This is a genomic window from Chitinophaga hostae, assembly GCF_018224885.1.
In the GTDB taxonomy this organism is placed as follows: Bacteria; Bacteroidota; Bacteroidia; order Chitinophagales; family Chitinophagaceae; genus Chitinophaga; species Chitinophaga hostae.
Genome location: NZ_JAGTXB010000004.1, coordinates 470,031 through 487,414, shown reverse-complemented (window position 1 = coordinate 487,414; position 17,384 = coordinate 470,031). Strand labels below are relative to the sequence as shown.

The window sequence follows — 17,384 nt, the reverse complement described above, 5'->3', positions numbered from 1 at the left end:
CCCTTTTTTGAGAGGAATGCAAGAAAATCATACTTTTGTTTTTAGGCGTGTCAAAAAATGGCTTCTTACCAGGAAGCCTTGTTTTACGATCAAATATTTGCGCATGCCTGAACCAGGCCGGAGGTCGTACCAGGACTTCCGGCTATTTTTTATTCATGGCAATGTTGGCAGAGCCTTGCTTTAAGGGAGCACTGTCAGTTTTTTACCTTCCAGCCTGAAGCTTATTCCGTATAGTTCAATAATTTTTAATACGGCTGCCAGGCTTTTGTCACGTGAAATTTTTACGGTAAAGAAGCGATCCGGTACCGGCCCCTGGTATACAATGTCCACATCATACCATCTGCCCAGTTGCTGCATAATGGACTTCAGGTCTTCATTCCTGAACTGAAATACATTTGTTTTCCAGGCGAGGGCTTCTTCCAAATCCACGTCCTGGTTAATAATTAACTGGCCATCTGGTGGTGAAATGGCTTGTTGCCCGGCAGTCAGCATTTTCATTGTTCCTGTCTTATTTTGGCTGATCTGAATTTTTCCTTTTACTAATGTTGTTTTTATGGTTGACTCATCTTCGTACGACTTAATATTGAATGCTGTTCCCAGCACTTTAATTTCCTGGCCTTTACTTTTTACAATAAAAGGCTGCGAAGCAGCGCCGGCCACATCAAAATAGGCCTCTCCGGAAACGCTGACAAGGCGCTCTTTTTCAGGAAACGGCACCTGGAAGGAAATGGTAGAGGCTACGTTTATCCACACCTGGCTGCCATCCGGCAGCGCAATGAGCAAAGGCTTGCTCCCCCTGGGAACGGTGATGGTATTGAGTTCCGGAGCAGTGGACCTGGAACGTCCTGCATATTCAATTTTATCCGGCGATAATTTCTGCGCCAGGTTGCTGCCGGGGATAATATCGGCGCCATTCTGCAGACTGTCGATATACACTCTTTTGCCATTACTTAATGTTACATAAGCCCGGTTGCTGGCCGGAGAAAGAATGTCTGCCTGATCGTTCCGGGTAACGGCCAATGGCCTTGATGTAGGTGTACGCCAGCGATTGGCAAAGTACAGCGATGCGCCCGCTATTAGTAAACAAATGCTGGCCGCATACAGCGCCCATCTACGGTAATTGCGCACAGGACGCAGGTTGGTGGCGGTATACCCTTGCAGTTGCTGCCATACCCGAGTTTTGGTATGATAGATGTCCAGCAGCTCCTGCTTTACGGCGGCTTCGTTGCGAAACTCGTCCATCAACGCACGGTTTTTCGCATCGGCATTCAGCCAGGCGTCCAATTGCTGCTGTTCTTCAACAGTGAGGTCTCCTGAGAGATATTTCAGGATGAGAGCTGTTATTTGTTCCTGTTCCGGCGACATTAACGCGATTTAGTATTGGTTGTAATGATATAAACACCACCGCTTACCAATTGTCCCGAAGTTTTTTTATTTTTTTTGCGAGAGAAGAATAATCAGGCAAAGCAACTCATTCTTCAGCAATTTGGTGCGTAGTTGTTTAATGGCTTCGGTTTTAAGATTCCTGACGGTTTTTTCGCTGATCCCCGTCTGATCAGCTATTTCAGCATTTTTTAACCCTTTCAGGCTGAGTTGCAGGATGTCAGACATTTTTCCTGGCAGCTTCCCGATTTCCAGGTACAGGTGCTGGTAAATTTCCTCCCTTGGGTCACTGAATGACTCCAGCGACAATTGTTCATCGGATTGTTGCCTGGCCAGCTCCTGGTGGCGGCGATTCATGCGATCCTCATCCCTCAGATGATTCAGACAGGCATTTCTGGCAATAGTATATAGCAATGCGCTGATATTGGAACCGGCAGCCAAACTGCTACGCTTATCCCATAGCTTTACAAACGTTTCCAACGTGATGTCTTCTGCTACCTGCCGGTCTTCCACGAATTTGAGTGAAAAAGAGAACACCAGCAGAAAATAATAGTTGTACACTGTTTCGAATGCCCTTCTGTCATTATTCGACAGTTGACGGAGCAATACTATTTCATCAAATGGTAGGTAGGCAGACATTAATAATCAATCCTGTATAGGTAGCTAATATAGTAAAAGCCGATATTCCGGACAATTAATCTTTCCATGAAGCTGACAGCCGGCTTGCTTTTCTTCAGGAGTAATATTGTCCCGGCCGGGTGGTACAAAATTCCTTCCCCGCAATTTGTTTGATAAATATTTCCGGCGTGGTGCCTAAAAAATGGCGAAAGTCCTTGATCAGGTGACTCTGGTCATGATAGCCAAAATCGTGGATAAGGTCATACCAGTCTATCTGCGCTGCCGGGTTTTCCATGAGGTAATTGATCACCTGCTTAAAGCGCAGAAAACGCAACAATTCCTTGGGTGAATATCCTACATACTTTTTAAATCTCAGTTGTATGGACCGCTCCGATAAATCCGCATCGGCAGCAATAGCTTTCGCAGGCTGGATAAGTGGATCGTTAAAATATTCAGCCCCCTGCAACAGGGGAAGCGCCGCTTCTTCTGCGTCGTGCATATACGTTAGTATATAGTCGCTCAGTAACCCGATCCTCTCTTCCGGCACATTACTCCTGTTTAATATCTCCCATAACTCCTCATAATCGCGTTGATGGATAAACGTATCAGGATGATATACTGTTTCTCCATTCAGCTCATCCACCGGCAACTGGAATAAGCGGTAGAAACCATCGAGGTTAAATACGGTTACCACTATATCCGAACCCGGCAGGATTTCGTAATTCAGCATTTTTCTCAACGGACCCACCACGCCTACACGCGCTACCTGCAACGTATCGAAAGGATCACCGGCAAATGAAATGCGTGCCGGCGCACCAAAATTGAAAATGAGCATCATCTCATAACTCGGCGAAAGATGGTTGACAACGGCCGGATCATCTGCCGTTGATTGTATCACATAGAAGTGCTTTACTATCCCGGATAGCGGAAACTGCACATCAAAATGTTTACCTGTCAGCGCCATAACGAAAATTTAACATTCATCATCATGCAGATCTTCTGCCTTAAAACCCCATTCATCCAGTAACGTATTATACTGTGCGTCCGGCAATCCCTGCGTGGCGTAATGCCCTGCAATCGTCTTCTGCCGCATGGCTTCATATATACTCACGGCACAGGCCACCGAAATATTCAGAGAGCGGATAATGCCCATTTGCGGGATAATAAAATTACCATCGGCCATATTCCTCACTTCCTCGCTCACACCATTTTGTTCATTGCCAAATACCAGCGCCACCGATCCGCTGAAATCGATATCGTATAAACTAACCGCATCTGTAGCCAGATGAGTGGTAAGGATCTTATCATACTTTTTTCTCAAAGCCGCCATACAGGCAGCAGCATCATCAAACTGATAGGTGGTGAGCCAGCGTTCCGCACTACTGCTGCTGCGATGCCCCCACTTTTTCACACGGGGCGCCCGTGTTGTAATCACATAAATATCCTGTATGCCCACAGCATCACATGTACGCATCACCGCTGCTACATTATGCGGATCCTGTACATTCTCCAGTACTACTGTTAAATTAGCCTGCCGCCTCTTTAATACAGACAGTAACCGTTCCTTTCTTTCTGGTGTCATAGCCCAAAAATAGCAAAAAGCTTATCTTCACTCCTAAATTAAAATTAACCTATGCTCAAAAAGATCCTGAAAATTGTGGGTATCACAATCGTGGTCTTGATTCTGGCCGCTATTGCCATACCCTATTTCTTTAAAGACAAGATAATAGCTAAAGTAAAAACAGAACTGAACAACCGGCTTACCGCCAAAGTGGATTTTAAAGATGTGGATATCAGTATCTTCCGTCATTTCCCACGGCTGGCCGTTGGCCTGGAAGACCTACAGGTAGTGGGTACCGGCGAATTTGCCGCTGATACCCTCCTCGCGGTAAAACAGGTAGATGTAGCCCTCAACCTGATGAGTGTAATAAAGGGAGATAAGATGGATATCTATAACATCGCCCTTATACAACCACGGATACACGCTATCGTAAACAAAGATGGCGCCGCCAACTGGAATATCACCAAACCCGATACTACCGCCGCCAATCCCGCAGATACCAGCAAAAGTAAATTTGCCCTTAGTCTGCAGCAATACAAAATAGAAGATGCCTGGATCAGCTATGACGACAGGCAGGGTAATATGGCCCTACTCATTACGGGTTTAACCCACCAGGGTAAAGGTGATTTCACCCAGGACCAGTTCCTGCTGCAAACCAGCACCGTAGCCGATGGCATCACCTTCAGGTATGGACTGATCCCCTATTTATCACAGGTAAAAACCAAACTGGATGCAGCTATCCAGATAGATAACAACACCAGTACCTATAGCTTTAAAGATGGTAAAGCATCGCTCAATAACCTGGAACTGGCCCTGCAAGGTCTTTTCAAAATCGTTAATGACTCTACCTATGGTATGGATATGAGCTTTAAAGCGCCTTCCACTAATTTTAAAGACCTGTTGTCGTTAGTACCTGCGGTATATAAAACAGATTTCGATAAGATAAAAACCAGCGGTACTGCTGCTTTTAACGGATTTGTAAAAGGAAACTACTCTCCCGTACAAATGCCTTCCTTTGGACTGGATCTCTCCGTAAAAGACGGCTTCTTCCAGTATCCCGATCTGCCCAAGCCTGTAAAAAATATACAGATCGCCATGAAGGTCAGCAACCCCGATGGCGTACCGGATCATACCATCATCGATATGCCCACCGGCCACCTCGAAATGGATAATACACCGCTGGATCTGCGCCTGTTAGTTAAAACACCGGTATCCGATATGTATGTGGATGCTGCTGCTAAGGGGAAACTGGACCTGTCTAAAATCACACAGTTTGTGAAACTGGAATCCGGCACTAATTTATCCGGTTTGCTCGATGCCGACATCAGTGCCAAAGGCAATATGAGCGCTATTGAAAAACAACAGTATGATCGCTTCTATGCCGCCGGCACCCTGCAATTGAGCAATATGCTTTATAAAAGCAAAGACTACCCCGATGGCGTAAAAGTAAACAACCTCTCTTTGCAGTTCAATCCTAAAAATGTAACCGTAAAGGACCTGAACGGTCAATACCTGGGTACCAACTTTGAAGCAAACGGAGAAGTAAATAACCTCCTCGCCTATACGTTTAAAAACGCACCGCTGGATGGTAAGCTTAACTTCAAGGCAGATGAAATAAATCTCGATAAATGGATGGGTACCACGCCTGCTGCTGCCGATCCGGCCACTGCCAAAAAGGATTCAGCTGCTGCCGTGCCTTTTGCAGTTCCGGCCAATCTCAATATAGGATTACAGGCTAACGTGAATAAAATTCATTACGATAAAGCAGATCTGACCAACGTGGCCGGAAACCTGCTGGTAAAAGATGAAACGGTAACCATGCAGCAGCTCAAAGCCAACGCACTGCAGGGAACCATGGAAATCAACGGCAGCTACAGCACTAAAGCCAGCAAAACCAACCCCGACATTAACCTGGCCTATAACGTACAAAACCTGGACGTACAGCAAACATTCAACACCTTTAACACGGTGCAGAAGTTAATGCCGATCGGTAAATTCCTTTCCGGTAAAATTACCTCACAGTTAACCGTGCATGGTAAATTAGGCAAGGACATGTCGCCCGACCTCAGCACGCTCACCGGCGATGGCAGCCTGCTGCTGATCCAGGGCTTCCTGAAACAGTTTGCCCCGGTTGACCAGCTGGCCAATACCCTGAATGTGGCGCAACTGAAAGACTTATCCCTCCGTGATATTAAAAACTACTTCTCTTTTGAAAACGGCCGTGTAAAAATCAATCCGTTCAATGTTACAGTGGGCGGTATCAAAATGAATATCGGCGGTTCACACGGCTTTGACCAGTCGCTCGATTACACCCTGCAGCTGGCATTGCCCCGCAGCCTGATGGGCTCCGCCGGCAATACCCTCGTCAACAACCTGGCCTCACAGGCGCAAAGCAAAGGCATCCCGGTAAACCTGGGCGACAGCGTACACCTGCAGGTATTAATGGCAGGTAATATCCTCAAGCCAAGTGTAAAAACCGATCTGCGCGAAACCGCCAACAACCTGAAAGCACAGGCAGCTGAACTGGTGAAAAATAAAATCGATACGGTGAAAAACACGGTGAAAGACAGTCTTAACCAGATCAAAAACACTGCGGTCAACTCCCTGAAAAATGAATTAAAAAATCAACTCAGCGGAAAAAAAGACTCCACCTCAACCGGCGCCGGTAAACCGCTGGAAAATGTAGGTAAACAGGCCGGAGAATCTGTAAAGAATACCCTGAACGGCCTGTTTAAAAAGAAGAATAACGCCGCCGATACAACGAAACACTAACTACAGCTGTTAGCTATTAGCTGTTAGCTGTTAGTAAAATGCAGCGGATTTTGTCTTTGAGCAGGATTATACTGATTTTGATGATTTTCAGGATTTTGTTTTTTTGATTTTATAAGATTTAGGGAGATCTCCGCGAATATATACGCGGAGATCTCCCTAAATCTTTTTTTCTTATAAAATCAAAAAAACAAAATCCTGAAAATCATCAAAATCCTTATAATCCTGCCCAAAGACAAAGTCCGCTTTTTTTTCGTAACTTATGGTAACCAAACCCCCGGACCATGTTGTTGCGTTTCCTCCATTCTACGTTCTGCAATGCTGCGATCTTTGCCGGTATATTATTCTTTGTGATGGGATATGTTATCCATCTCTTTCCACCCAAAAGCACCAAATCCTGGTATGGTTACCGCAGTTTCCTGTCTACCAAAACACCTGAAATGTGGCGTTCAGCCAATGAATATGCGGCCTATATTTCCCGGCGGATCGGTGTGATATTGATGGCTACCGGTGTGGCTTGTGCGCTGATATTCACCAGTCAAACAGACTGGTTCCTTTACATCACGGTGGGCGCGGTAGTGGCCGGCACCATGTATATGGTGGGCGACACCGAATGGCAACTGACCCGGCATTTTGATAAAGACGGTAACCGTATCCTTCCCGAATAAAAACAAAAGAGGCGCTGCCTGCGCAACGCCTCTTCGTTATATATAGTTATAACCCCTTCTGTTTCCTTCTTCTCACCCATCTTCCCTCATCAGGATCATCAACATAATCACCTGCATCACAGTTACAGTTTTCCCTGTATATCATGCTCTGGTACTGACTGATAATTTTCCTTCATCTTACGGAGTTTCTCTTTACCATAAGCAAGGCGGGTGATCACCACGTACAATACCGGCACTATAAAGATCGCCAGGAAAGTGGCGGTAAACATACCACCCAATACGGTCCATCCCATCGTTTTACGTGCTTCCGCACCCGCGCCGGAAGAAAATACCAGCGGCAGGATACCCAGCAGGAACGCCAGCGAAGTCATGATGATAGGGCGTAAACGCAGTTTTGCTGCCTCTACGGCGGCTGTTACCACATCCATGCCTCTATCCACACGCTCTTTGGCAAATTCCACGATCAGGATAGCGTTCTTGGCGGATAACCCAATCAACGTGATCAACCCGATCTGCGCATATACGTTGTTGCTCAGCTTAGGCAGGAAGGTAAGCACCGTAATGGCCCCAAAGGCGCCAATAGGCACGGCCAGCAGTACCGAGAAGGGTACCGACCAGCTTTCATACAAAGCTGCCAGGAACAGGAACACAAAGATGATAGACAAGGCAAAAATGTATACGGTTTTAGAACCGGACAATAATTCCTCACGGCTCAAACCGGAGAACTCGTATCCATATCCATCCGGTAATGTTTCCGCCGCCACCTCTTTCAGCGCATTGATAGCATCACCACTACTGTAACCCGGAGCAGGGTTACCATTGATTTCCGCTGAACGGAACAGGTTATAGTGGGAAATCACCGGGGCACTTTCAATGACCTTGTAGGAAGTGAGCGTACTCAATGGCACCATAGATCCCGCCGAGTTACGCACAAACAACTGGTTCAGGTTCTTGATGTCGCCACGATAAGTAGAATCTGCCTGCGTCACCACACGGAAATTACGGCCATAGATAGTAAAGTCATTGATATAAGCACTACCCATATACGTTTGCAGGGCAGACGCAATATCAGATATTTTCACACCCATTTTCTTTGCCTTTTCACGATCTATGTCCAACTGGTAACCAGGGGTACGGGCGGTAAAAAACGAGAATGCTTTGGCTATTTCCGGGCGACTGTTAGCTGCCTGCAGGAACTTCTGCAACACGCCTTCAAAAGCTTTTACTTCGCCACTTCCCTTCTGTTCCAATACAAACGAGAACCCCGCCGTAGAACCCAAACCAGGAATGGCCGGTGGCGGAATAACCACTACGTTTGCCTCTTTATATTTCGACAGCTTTTTCTGCAATGCGGCCACGAGACCAAAAACCTGCAGGGAATCCGGTTTACGCTCATCCCATGGTTTCAGCTGGCAGAAGATAGTAGCACTGTTGGATTTGGTAGCAAAGTTTACCACATTCAAACCTCCCAACGCGGCATAGTGGGCAATGCCTTCCGTATTGTCCAGGTCCTTCATCATTTGCTGCATCACGGCCAGCGTACGCTCTGTGGAAGATGATTCTGGCAGATCAAACGTAATGTAAATACGGCCGTCATCTTCTGTGGGAATGAACCCGGTAGGTTTGGCCTTAAACAACATCATGGTACCCACAAAAATGCAGACCAGGATCACTACCACAAACCTGAAGTAACGGATACTCTTTTTCACCCCCATAGAATAACGGGAAGTAGTATGTCCGAACCAGCGGTTGAATTTGAAAAAGAACTTGTTGAGCCCTTTCGAATCCTTATCCAGGTGCATCGGCTTCAGCAGCAGGATACACAACGCCGGTGTTAATGACAACGCCACAAAAGCGGAAATCATTACAGAGATGGCGATGGTGATCGCAAACTGCTGGTATAAACGACCCACGATACCTGGTATAAACCCTACCGGTACAAACACGGCCGCCAGGATCAGCGCAATCGCAATTACAGGTCCGGAAATTTCTTTCATGGCCTGTGCGGTCGCATCTCTTGGTGTCATTTTCTCATGGTCAATATTATGCTGCACTGCTTCTACCACCACAATGGCGTCATCCACCACGATACCAATGGCCAGTACGAAACCGAATAGCGTTAAAGTGTTAATAGTAAATCCGAGTGGTATAAAGAAGATAAAGGTGGCAATAATAGACACCGGGATAGCGAGTACAGGTATCAGTGTGGCGCGCCAGCTCTGCAGGAACAGGAATACCACAATCACTACCAGTATAAGCGCCTCCACCAGGGTGTGCAATACTTCTTCGATAGAAACTTTTACTACCGATACAGATTCAAAAGGCACTACATACGCCACATCGTTGGGGAACTGTTTTTTCAGTTCTTCCATGGCGGCCGTTACGTTTTTTGCAGTTTCAATAGCGTTGCTTCCCGGGGCCTGGTATACCAGCAGGTAGGCCGCACGCTTTCCGTCCACGAAGTTGTTACCTGCATAGTTGAATTTACCCAGTTGCACACGGGCTACATCTTTCAGGTATACCAGCGTACCATCCGAGGGACGGGTTTTGATAATAATATTTCCAAATTCCTCCGGTGTAGACAAACGGCCTTTGGTGAAAATGTTATATTCAAAGGTTTGTCCTGTTTGCTGCGGCGGCGCTCCTACGGAGCCGGCGGTGATCTGTGCATTCTGCTCTGCCAGCGCGGCGCGGATATCATCAGCGGTAACACCCATTTCCGCCAGCTTATCGGGTTTCAGCCAGATGCGCATACTGAAATCATCGGCACGCGTGAAAATATCACCCACCCCTTTTGCTCTCAGCAAGGCATCTTTAACGTATACGTTAGTGTAGTTATCCAGGAAGGTGATGTCATGTGTGCCTTTGGGAGAATACAAGGCTACCAGCATAAGAATGCTCGGGTTACGCTTCCTAACAGTTAAGCCTAAACGCTGCACTTCCTGTGGCAGGGTAGGTTGGGCAATACCAACACGGTTCTGCACATCCAGGGCGGCAATGTTGATGTCGGTACCTACTTCGAAGTTCACCGTCATACTCATTTGGCCACTGCTGGTGTTGTTGGTATTGATATAGGTCATTCCCGGTGTACCGTTCACCTGTACTTCCACGGGGGTAGCCACTGTTTGCTCCACCGTTTGTGCATCCGCGCCGGTATAGGTACCTGTTACCTGTACGGTGGGGGGCGAAATCTCCGGATACTGCCCAATGGCCAGGTTCATCATCGCCAGTATGCCCACCAGTACCAGTACAATAGATATCACTATTGCTGTTACGGGTCGTTTTATAAAAGTATCTGCAATCATGGTCTTTCGCTGTTGATTCTACTGATAAACTATTTCTTCTCAGCCGCGCCTTGCGGTGCTGCTGGTATTCCTATCTGTATTTTGCCACCGTCGCGTAAACGCTGGAAGCCTTCAATAATGATCTTGTCGCCGGCCTGTACGCCATCCATGATCACTATTTTATCGGCAAGCCGCGGACCGAGATGTACTTTCTGCTGAGCGGCTACAGAGTCTTTTGCCACAAATACAAAGTACTCTCCCATCTGTTCAGTAATTGCTTTGTAGGGGATGATCACCCGGTCGCCCGACTGTGCATTTAAAACGCGTAACACGCAGCTCATACCGTCTTTCAGCTTATCGTCAGGATTATTGAATTCGATACGTACGCGGATAGTACCGGTTTGGTTATCTACTCCGCGGTCTATCGCCAGGATCTTACCGGCGTGTACATATTGCGTACCATCCGACAATTGTAAACGGAACGTTGTATCGTTACCGTTACCCTTTCCCTGCATTTCGGCAAAGCGTGGAATATCATTTTCTGTTACCACAAAATCCACTGCGATAGGATTTTCACTGGAGATAGTATTCAGCAAGGTGGTTCCAGGACTCACCTGAGCGCCCAGTTTCACCTGGGAAATACCAATGCGTCCGGTAAACGGTGCTTTGATCAGGGAATAATCCAGATCGGTACGCACCGCTGCCATGTTGGCTTCTGCGGCAGCCAGCTGGCTGCGGGAAGTTTCCAGGGTCGCCTTGGCATTATCCAATATCTGGCGGGCTACCGCGTCCTGGTCGGCCAGGCGCTGATAACGGTCGTCATCTTTCTTCGCTCTTTCAAAAGTAGCCCTGGCACTGGCTACATTGGCCTGTGCCTGTAAATAGGCCGCTTCATATTTACGACGGTCTATTTCATACAGGGTTTTTCCTTTCTGCACCACTTCACCTTCTTTAAAAAAGATACCGGTAATAAAACCTGATACCTGGGAACGCAGCTCCACCTGGTTCAGGGCAACTACCGTAGCGGGATATTTATCGTAATAAACGGCCGGTGCTACGGATGCCTCCGTGATATTTACTGGTGTAGGGGGCATTACAGGCGCCGTTTTTTTGGCAGGACCACTGCAGGCAGAAAAGCCCAGGATACTGGCAGCGCTGATTAAGACAATGTTGTTCATTTTTTTCATATCCGTTCCGGTTACCATTTAATAATTAGCTGTTAAGGTTCCTAATGCTTTTTGCAGATCTATCCTGCTGGACAGTACCTGGTACATGGAATTGTAGAAGTTCAGTTGCGCGGAGCGCAGCTCTGTTTCAGATATCAGTACATCGAGATAGGTTTTAATACCTTCTTTATACTGCAGCTGTAACATATCATATACATCCTTTGCCATCTGCACATTTTCCTTCAATGTGAGATAGTCGTTGTAATTACTCTTGTATGTTGCCATTGCCTGCGCATACTGCGAATTGATCTGGCTTCTCAGCGCGGCATAATCCCATTGTGTACGCTGCAGCTGCAGTTCCGCCATCCGGATATTATGCACCCGCTTTCCACCCTGGAAAATAGGCAGCGACAATTTCAATCCCAGCAAAGAATTGGGAAAATCCTGGCTGTATAACTTGCCGAAATCAGCGCTCTGGTAAGCAAAGGCGTAGTTAATAAAGGCTGATACGGTAGGCAGATAGCTCCATTTGTTATACCTCACATTGGCACGCTGCAGGCTTTCCTGTGTCTGGAGTAACTGGTACTCTATCCTGCCTTTATAGTCGGCCACCAGCAAGGTGTCTGCCCCGGTTACCTGTGCCGCTACCGAAGATGAATCCTGCACTAAAGGCACATCGCCGGCATTGGCAGGATACCCCATTAACTCCTTGAGATATGCCTGTTTAGCAGTCACCAGTTCCCTGGCTGCTTTTTGCTGGGCGCGGGCATTGTTCAGGGAAATGGTGGCGCGCTTGGCGTCAGTTTTATCTACCACTCCACTCGCGTACTGGTTATTCGCATCTTTCAGACTGCGCTCCAGGCGGGTAATATCTTCACTCAGTACTTTAATCTGTTCTGCGGTGAGCAGTACGTCATAATAGGCTTTGCTGACATTGGCCACCAGGTCGATCTGGTTGCGCGTAGTGGTTTGCCGGCTCTGTTTTCGTACATCCCTTGCCGTATTTGTGGCCAGCAACAGATCGCGGGTAAAGAGGTTTTGATTGAGTGCGAACTGCGCGGTAGAAGTGTTGGCCACACCCACTTTGGTAGGATTGCCACCAAATATGGACGTGGGCAGTTCAAGATAATGCTGGATATTATAATCCAGGTTAATCTGCGGATACCAGTCAGCCAGTTTACTTTTCACTGTTCTGTCGGTGATGGCTTCATCAATGAGCGACTGGCGTATGACCGGCTGGTGTGCGATAGCATAGCGGATGCATTCCTGCAGGGTAGCACTGGTTAACAGGGAGTCCGTAGATTGCTGTGCAAATAACTGCGGGGAAATCAATAACCCACAGGACACAGCTAACAAATAAAATGCTCTTTTCATAAAAGGCTTTTGACATTCAGTTCATCATTGTACCAATCGAAAGAAAATAATACCAGCATCAAAAAAGAGCTGAAAGCTGAAAGCTAAAAGCAATGGCTAATGGCTAAAAGCTAAAAGCTTCACAGCACGGCATCATTATTCTTTATTTTCTATATAGAGGTCTTCTATATAGCATTCTTATTACCGCAAAAACATGTTAAGCTGTAATCACTACAGCAAACAGGCAGGTTGATTAGAGAGTTGCTTATTCAAAATAATCTGAAACCGGGCATCACGGTTTCCAGGTGTGGTTCCAGGTATCTGAATACAACGTATAACAGAGAAGTAGGTTAGACAACAATCATTTTGTTGCTTAGGTAAAATCAATTCGGGCGCTAAGATACTGCTATGAAAACAAAAATCCACCCTTTTGGGTGGATTTTAACAATTACGTGAAAATCAATTCCGGTCATCCTTTATTCCGACCGCTGACAATATGTTTTTCCGCATGATAAGAGGATCTTACTAACGGTCCGGACTCTACGTAGTCCAGTCCCATGTTGTAACCTATCTCGCGTAATTCGGCAAATTCATCGGGATGTACAAAGCGTGCCACGGGCAAATGTTTGGGAGTAGGTTGGAGGTACTGACCCAGCGTCACTACATCGCAACCGTTGTCGTACAGATCCTGCATAGCCTGTACCACTTCTTCCTTGGTTTCGCCCAGGCCCAGCATAATACCGCTCTTGGTACGCATGCCGCCTTCTTTCAAACGGCGGATCACTTCCAGGCTGCGGTGATATTTTGCCTGTATCCTTACCTGTTTGGTTAAACGCTCTACGGTTTCCAGGTTATGAGATACGATTTCAGGCGCCACATCAATAATACGCTGGAGGTTTTCCCACTGACCGCGGAAATCCGGGATCAGGGTTTCCATGGTGGTATTGGGATTTAAAGCCCTTACTGCGTTGATGGTATTGGCCCAGATGATAGAACCGCCGTCTTTCAGTTCATCCCTGTCTACAGAGGTGATAACGGCATGTTTTACTTTCATCAGGTAAATGGCTTCTGCCACGCGTTGAGGTTCATCGAAATCCACCGCCTCCGGGCGACCGGTAGCTACGGCACAAAAGCCGCAACTGCGGGTGCAGATATTTCCCAGGATCATGAAAGTAGCGGTGCCGGCGCCCCAGCACTCGCCCATGTTCGGGCAGTTACCGCTTTCACAGATGGTATGTAATTTATGGGTATCTACCAGGCTTCTCACCTGTTTGTAGTTCTCGCCTATGGGTAATTTAACGCGCAGCCAGTCTGGCTTTTTCACTCTTGTTGTAGCCGGTTCGGCGGCTATTACGGGTAGTTCTTGCATCGCTTATTCCTTTCTTTAGAAAAGCAAAGTTAACACTTATCTCTTATTCCAGCGCTTCCCGAATTGGATGCTCACATATCCATTGAAAAAGAACTGTTTATTATGGTCTACCCCATTTGCCACCACCATAATTGGAATCTTTTTACTATACATTTCCGCATTTACCCCTACTTCCAGGGCGCTTACCACCTCGTTAAAGTGGGCCCAGTCGAAACGCATCCCCAATTTGGCATGTAAACCTGGTACTACGGAGAGGTCGCTCCAGCCCTTCCCAAAACCGCCTGCGCCGTTGATATTCTGCATGGCCAGGAAGGCATCAGGGTTGGCAGGATCAAATTTCACGTCTTTATTGGAACCATCTTCGGTGATCATATTCAGGTAATAGGGCTTCAACAGTCCCAGGGAGATACCGCCATAGTAGATCGCATCCACCTCTACCCCGTTCTTATTCCCCTTGCCGCCGATCAGGTAACGCTGTCCCACGCCCAGCTTGGCCTGGTAGAAATTATTCTGTTTACCGAAAATATAAGGACGCTGGGTAAATGAATTGCCGCTGCTCTTCTTTACTTCTTTGTTGCTTTTCTTTTCCCCGAATTCAAACTGGAAATAATTGACCTTTTTCCTGCTTTTTCTATATCCCATTTCCACAAAACCACCCCAGCCATCGGTATTCAGGCGGCCTCCCACGGAAAAGTCGCGCTGAAACACGTTCTCTCCTTCTTCCTGTTCCCGGAAAATGGCGATCTTTTTCAATTTACGCTGCTCCTTATCGCTTTTCTTTTGTTGTGGCGAAGTGCTGGTGGTATTGGTAGTTTGCGCAAACAAACCACCGGATAATGTTGCTAAAAACAGGATTACGTATATTTTTTTCACAGTGGGCTATTATTATAGTAAATAAACGCTTGAACAAAGGTATTGTTATGTATATATTACAAACGTAGCTAATTTTTTTTTAGTTTAACAACGCTTCCCCTTTTCCATCTTGCAGTTATACTGAAAATACATTTAATTTTACGGCTTGATCATTAAAAAACAGACTATGCAAACCGCATCTATCATCTATAACGGGGAATTGCGCACTACCGCCACCCATTTGAAATCAGGCACTGTTATAGAAACAGACGCACCTGTTGATAACAATGGTAAGGGAGAAAGGTTCTCTCCAACCGACCTCGTAGCCGCTGCACTGGGCTCCTGCATGCTCACCATCATGGGCATCAAGGCCAGGGAAAGTAACTGGGCCATCGATGGCACCAAAGTAAGCGTGCTGAAGATCATGGGAACAGAACCCCGCCGTATCACCGGTGTTAACGTAGTATTTGATTTCCCCGCCGGTCATAACCTGGGCGAGAAAGAAAGAACCATCCTGGAAAGAGCTGCGCTCAACTGCCCGGTGGCAAAAAGCGTGCATCCCGAGCTGGTGCAGGACGTTACATTTAACTGGTAACTATTTTGTCTTGCCCGGGATTAAACTGATTTTGATGATTTAAAGGATTTTTTTCCTGTGATTTGAAGGATTTTAAAAGATTTTGGAAGATTTAAGTAGACATACGCTTATATCTCCCCAAATCTTTTAAAATCAAAAAGAAAAAATCCTTTAAATCATCAAAATCAGTTTAATCCTGGGCAAGAAAAAAATCCTGCTCACGTTCCACTCAAAATTTTCACTCCCACCGCGCAATGCAGGCATCTTTTTTCATCACAGTAGTACTGCTTTAGCTGCAGCAACGCCTGCGACTCCATAGCGCTTTCCTGCGTTATCCCCAATTGTACCCAGCTGTTGGTAATGCTGTTTTTTTCTGCCGGCAGCTGTTGCAGGAAATGCAGCGCTTTCTCCTGGTAATATTTAAGATTTTTTTCCAGACCATACAGGAACAACAGTGGTAGCACGGTGTTGATTAAAATGCCATGCACGGCCTGTTTACCGGGACGGTGGGTATTAGGTACGGGTTGTCCGAAACGGTAGTGCGTATGCCAGTACGCCGATGGCTGTACGAAAAACAGCTGTTCCAGCTCCTCCAGCCGGGAGGCTTCCAGTATGCTGGAAAACAGGTGGGTGGTTTGCTGTAGCAGCGCCGCAAAGGTGGCCAGCCGCATGGTAGGGAAGGACGCGGGGCGCATGCGAAGCCAGTTCCAGCTGTGCAACGCCATCGGGCAAAGACGGTATTTATGCCGCAGATGACAAAAGATATCCTGCAACTGCAGGGCATAAGCATCTATATGGGGTACATCCAGCATGCCGGCCTGCCCAAACACCAGGGCTTCCACCTGCAGGGTATGATGCCGGTGCCGCATCAGCAGCGTATGAGGCAGCGACTGGGCCAGCTGCAGTAACGGAAGCGCGTTTACAGGGGTGCCGTAGCTTTGTGCCACGGCCCAGTAGCAAACTTCCTCCCAGTTCCGGTGATTGCTCTGCAGCCACGCGCGGAAACTGTTCATTTTGCGCTCCCAGCGCTCGGCCAGCAGCCGCTCCTTCCAGCTGAGCCAGGTAAGGGAAGGTACCGAAGCGGCGTGCGGGGCACAGGGCACAAAGGGCGCCAGCTGCCGCAGCTGTTCATACCGCTGCAGCAACAGCTTGGGGATGTATTGCTGTAATTCCAGGCAGGGCACACCCGGAATACGATCGGCAGGCATGTCATGCACAAACACCACATGCAGGATAATCCGCCCGTACTGTTGATTATGCTGATGTCCATGCCGGAACCAGTCGGATGTACGCAGGTGCAACTCCACCTGTCCCATCCATAAAGTATTGCCTATCCTGATTTTTGCCGCCGAAAAATCTGGCCCGCCATGATGATTATGAAGGCCGGGATATAAGATCTGAACGGGCTCCCCACCTGTAGTGGTGAGATGATCCTGCCTGAACAGCCGGAAAGCCCAGATGTGCTGGAATAGCTCCTCTGAGAGCAACGGGTTAACAAACATAAGATATGGTTGGGTATTAAAATAATATCATGTAAAGGTAATAAAACATCAATTAATAAATAAATTACTGATTCAATTTGGAAATCTGATGAAAGTGATATTACCTTTGCGCCAGTTCTTACACATCACTTATCCAGAAAGGCGGAGGGACTTGGCCCTGCGATGCCTTAGCAACCTTTCCTGATTTTTATGATCAGGAAAAAGGTGCTAATTCCTGCCCCGGTGCAAATCGGGGAAAGATAAGTTGGCAGAGATAATACTTCACAGATATATATAACTTTCTAA

13 protein-coding genes and 1 riboswitch are annotated in these 17,384 nt (G+C 47.1%); of the genes, 3 read left to right on the top strand and 10 right to left on the bottom strand.

The window, feature by feature from the left end; all coding sequences use genetic code 11:
• Positions 1-180 precede the first annotated feature (180 nt).
• The 4 genes from KE626_RS11570 to KE626_RS11555 form a co-directional block, all read right to left on the bottom strand.
• Positions 181-1,365 (bottom strand): FecR family protein, encoded by a 1,185-nt coding sequence (locus KE626_RS11570; protein ID WP_211973050.1) that lies wholly within the window; start codon positions 1,363-1,365, stop codon positions 181-183.
• 66 nt (positions 1,366-1,431) lie between these two features.
• On the bottom strand, positions 1,432-2,022 hold the full coding sequence (locus KE626_RS11565; RefSeq protein ID WP_211973049.1) for an RNA polymerase sigma factor: 591 nt from the start codon (positions 2,020-2,022) through the stop codon (positions 1,432-1,434).
• 94 nt (positions 2,023-2,116) lie between these two features.
• A complete protein-coding gene (locus tag KE626_RS11560) occupies positions 2,117-2,965 on the bottom strand; it encodes a helix-turn-helix domain-containing protein (protein ID WP_211973048.1) in 849 nt (282 codons plus the stop codon).
• A 9-nt stretch (positions 2,966-2,974) separates the two neighbouring features.
• On the bottom strand, positions 2,975-3,583 hold the full coding sequence (locus KE626_RS11555) for a TrmH family RNA methyltransferase (RefSeq protein WP_211973047.1): 609 nt from the start codon (positions 3,581-3,583) through the stop codon (positions 2,975-2,977).
• Positions 3,584-3,634: 51 nt separating this feature from the next.
• On the opposite strand from KE626_RS11555, the gene KE626_RS11550 reads away from it, so the two are divergent.
• Both KE626_RS11550 and KE626_RS11545 read left to right on the top strand, forming a co-directional pair.
• A complete protein-coding gene (locus KE626_RS11550) occupies positions 3,635-6,334 on the top strand; it encodes an AsmA-like C-terminal region-containing protein (protein WP_211973046.1) in 2,700 nt (899 codons plus the stop codon).
• 281 nt (positions 6,335-6,615) lie between these two features.
• Entirely contained in the window at positions 6,616-6,999 is a 384-nt protein-coding gene (locus KE626_RS11545; RefSeq protein WP_211973045.1) for an SdpI family protein, read from the top strand.
• Between the two features lie 122 nt (positions 7,000-7,121).
• Here KE626_RS11545 and KE626_RS11540 read toward each other — a convergent pair whose 3' ends face one another.
• The 5 genes from KE626_RS11540 to KE626_RS11520 form a co-directional block, all read right to left on the bottom strand.
• Positions 7,122-10,304 carry an efflux RND transporter permease subunit gene (locus tag KE626_RS11540; protein WP_211973044.1) on the bottom strand — a complete coding sequence of 1,061 codons (3,183 nt, stop codon included), beginning with the start codon at positions 10,302-10,304 and terminating at the stop codon, positions 7,122-7,124.
• A gap of 29 nt (positions 10,305-10,333) precedes the next feature.
• Positions 10,334-11,470, bottom strand: a complete 1,137-nt coding sequence (locus tag KE626_RS11535) for an efflux RND transporter periplasmic adaptor subunit (RefSeq protein WP_211973043.1) — start codon at positions 11,468-11,470, stop codon at positions 10,334-10,336.
• A gap of 18 nt (positions 11,471-11,488) precedes the next feature.
• Positions 11,489-12,823: a TolC family protein gene (locus KE626_RS11530; protein WP_211973042.1), complete on the bottom strand. Its 1,335-nt coding sequence runs from the start codon at positions 12,821-12,823 to the stop codon at positions 11,489-11,491.
• 448 nt (positions 12,824-13,271) lie between these two features.
• Positions 13,272-14,171 (bottom strand): lipoyl synthase, encoded by a 900-nt coding sequence (gene lipA / locus KE626_RS11525; RefSeq protein WP_211973041.1) that lies wholly within the window; start codon positions 14,169-14,171, stop codon positions 13,272-13,274.
• Between the two features lie 36 nt (positions 14,172-14,207).
• Positions 14,208-15,044 carry a hypothetical protein gene (locus KE626_RS11520; RefSeq protein ID WP_211973040.1) on the bottom strand — a complete coding sequence of 279 codons (837 nt, stop codon included), beginning with the start codon at positions 15,042-15,044 and terminating at the stop codon, positions 14,208-14,210.
• Positions 15,045-15,210: 166 nt separating this feature from the next.
• Between KE626_RS11520 and KE626_RS11515 the strand changes: the two genes are divergently transcribed.
• A complete protein-coding gene (locus tag KE626_RS11515) occupies positions 15,211-15,618 on the top strand; it encodes an OsmC family protein (RefSeq protein ID WP_211973039.1) in 408 nt (135 codons plus the stop codon).
• A 197-nt stretch (positions 15,619-15,815) separates the two neighbouring features.
• On the opposite strand, the gene KE626_RS11510 is transcribed toward KE626_RS11515, so the two are convergent.
• Positions 15,816-17,099 (bottom strand): DUF2851 family protein, encoded by a 1,284-nt coding sequence (locus tag KE626_RS11510; RefSeq protein ID WP_211973038.1) that lies wholly within the window; start codon positions 17,097-17,099, stop codon positions 15,816-15,818.
• Between the two features lie 126 nt (positions 17,100-17,225).
• Positions 17,226-17,345: riboswitch (SAM riboswitch) on the top strand.
• The last annotated feature ends 39 nt before the right edge of the window (positions 17,346-17,384 follow it).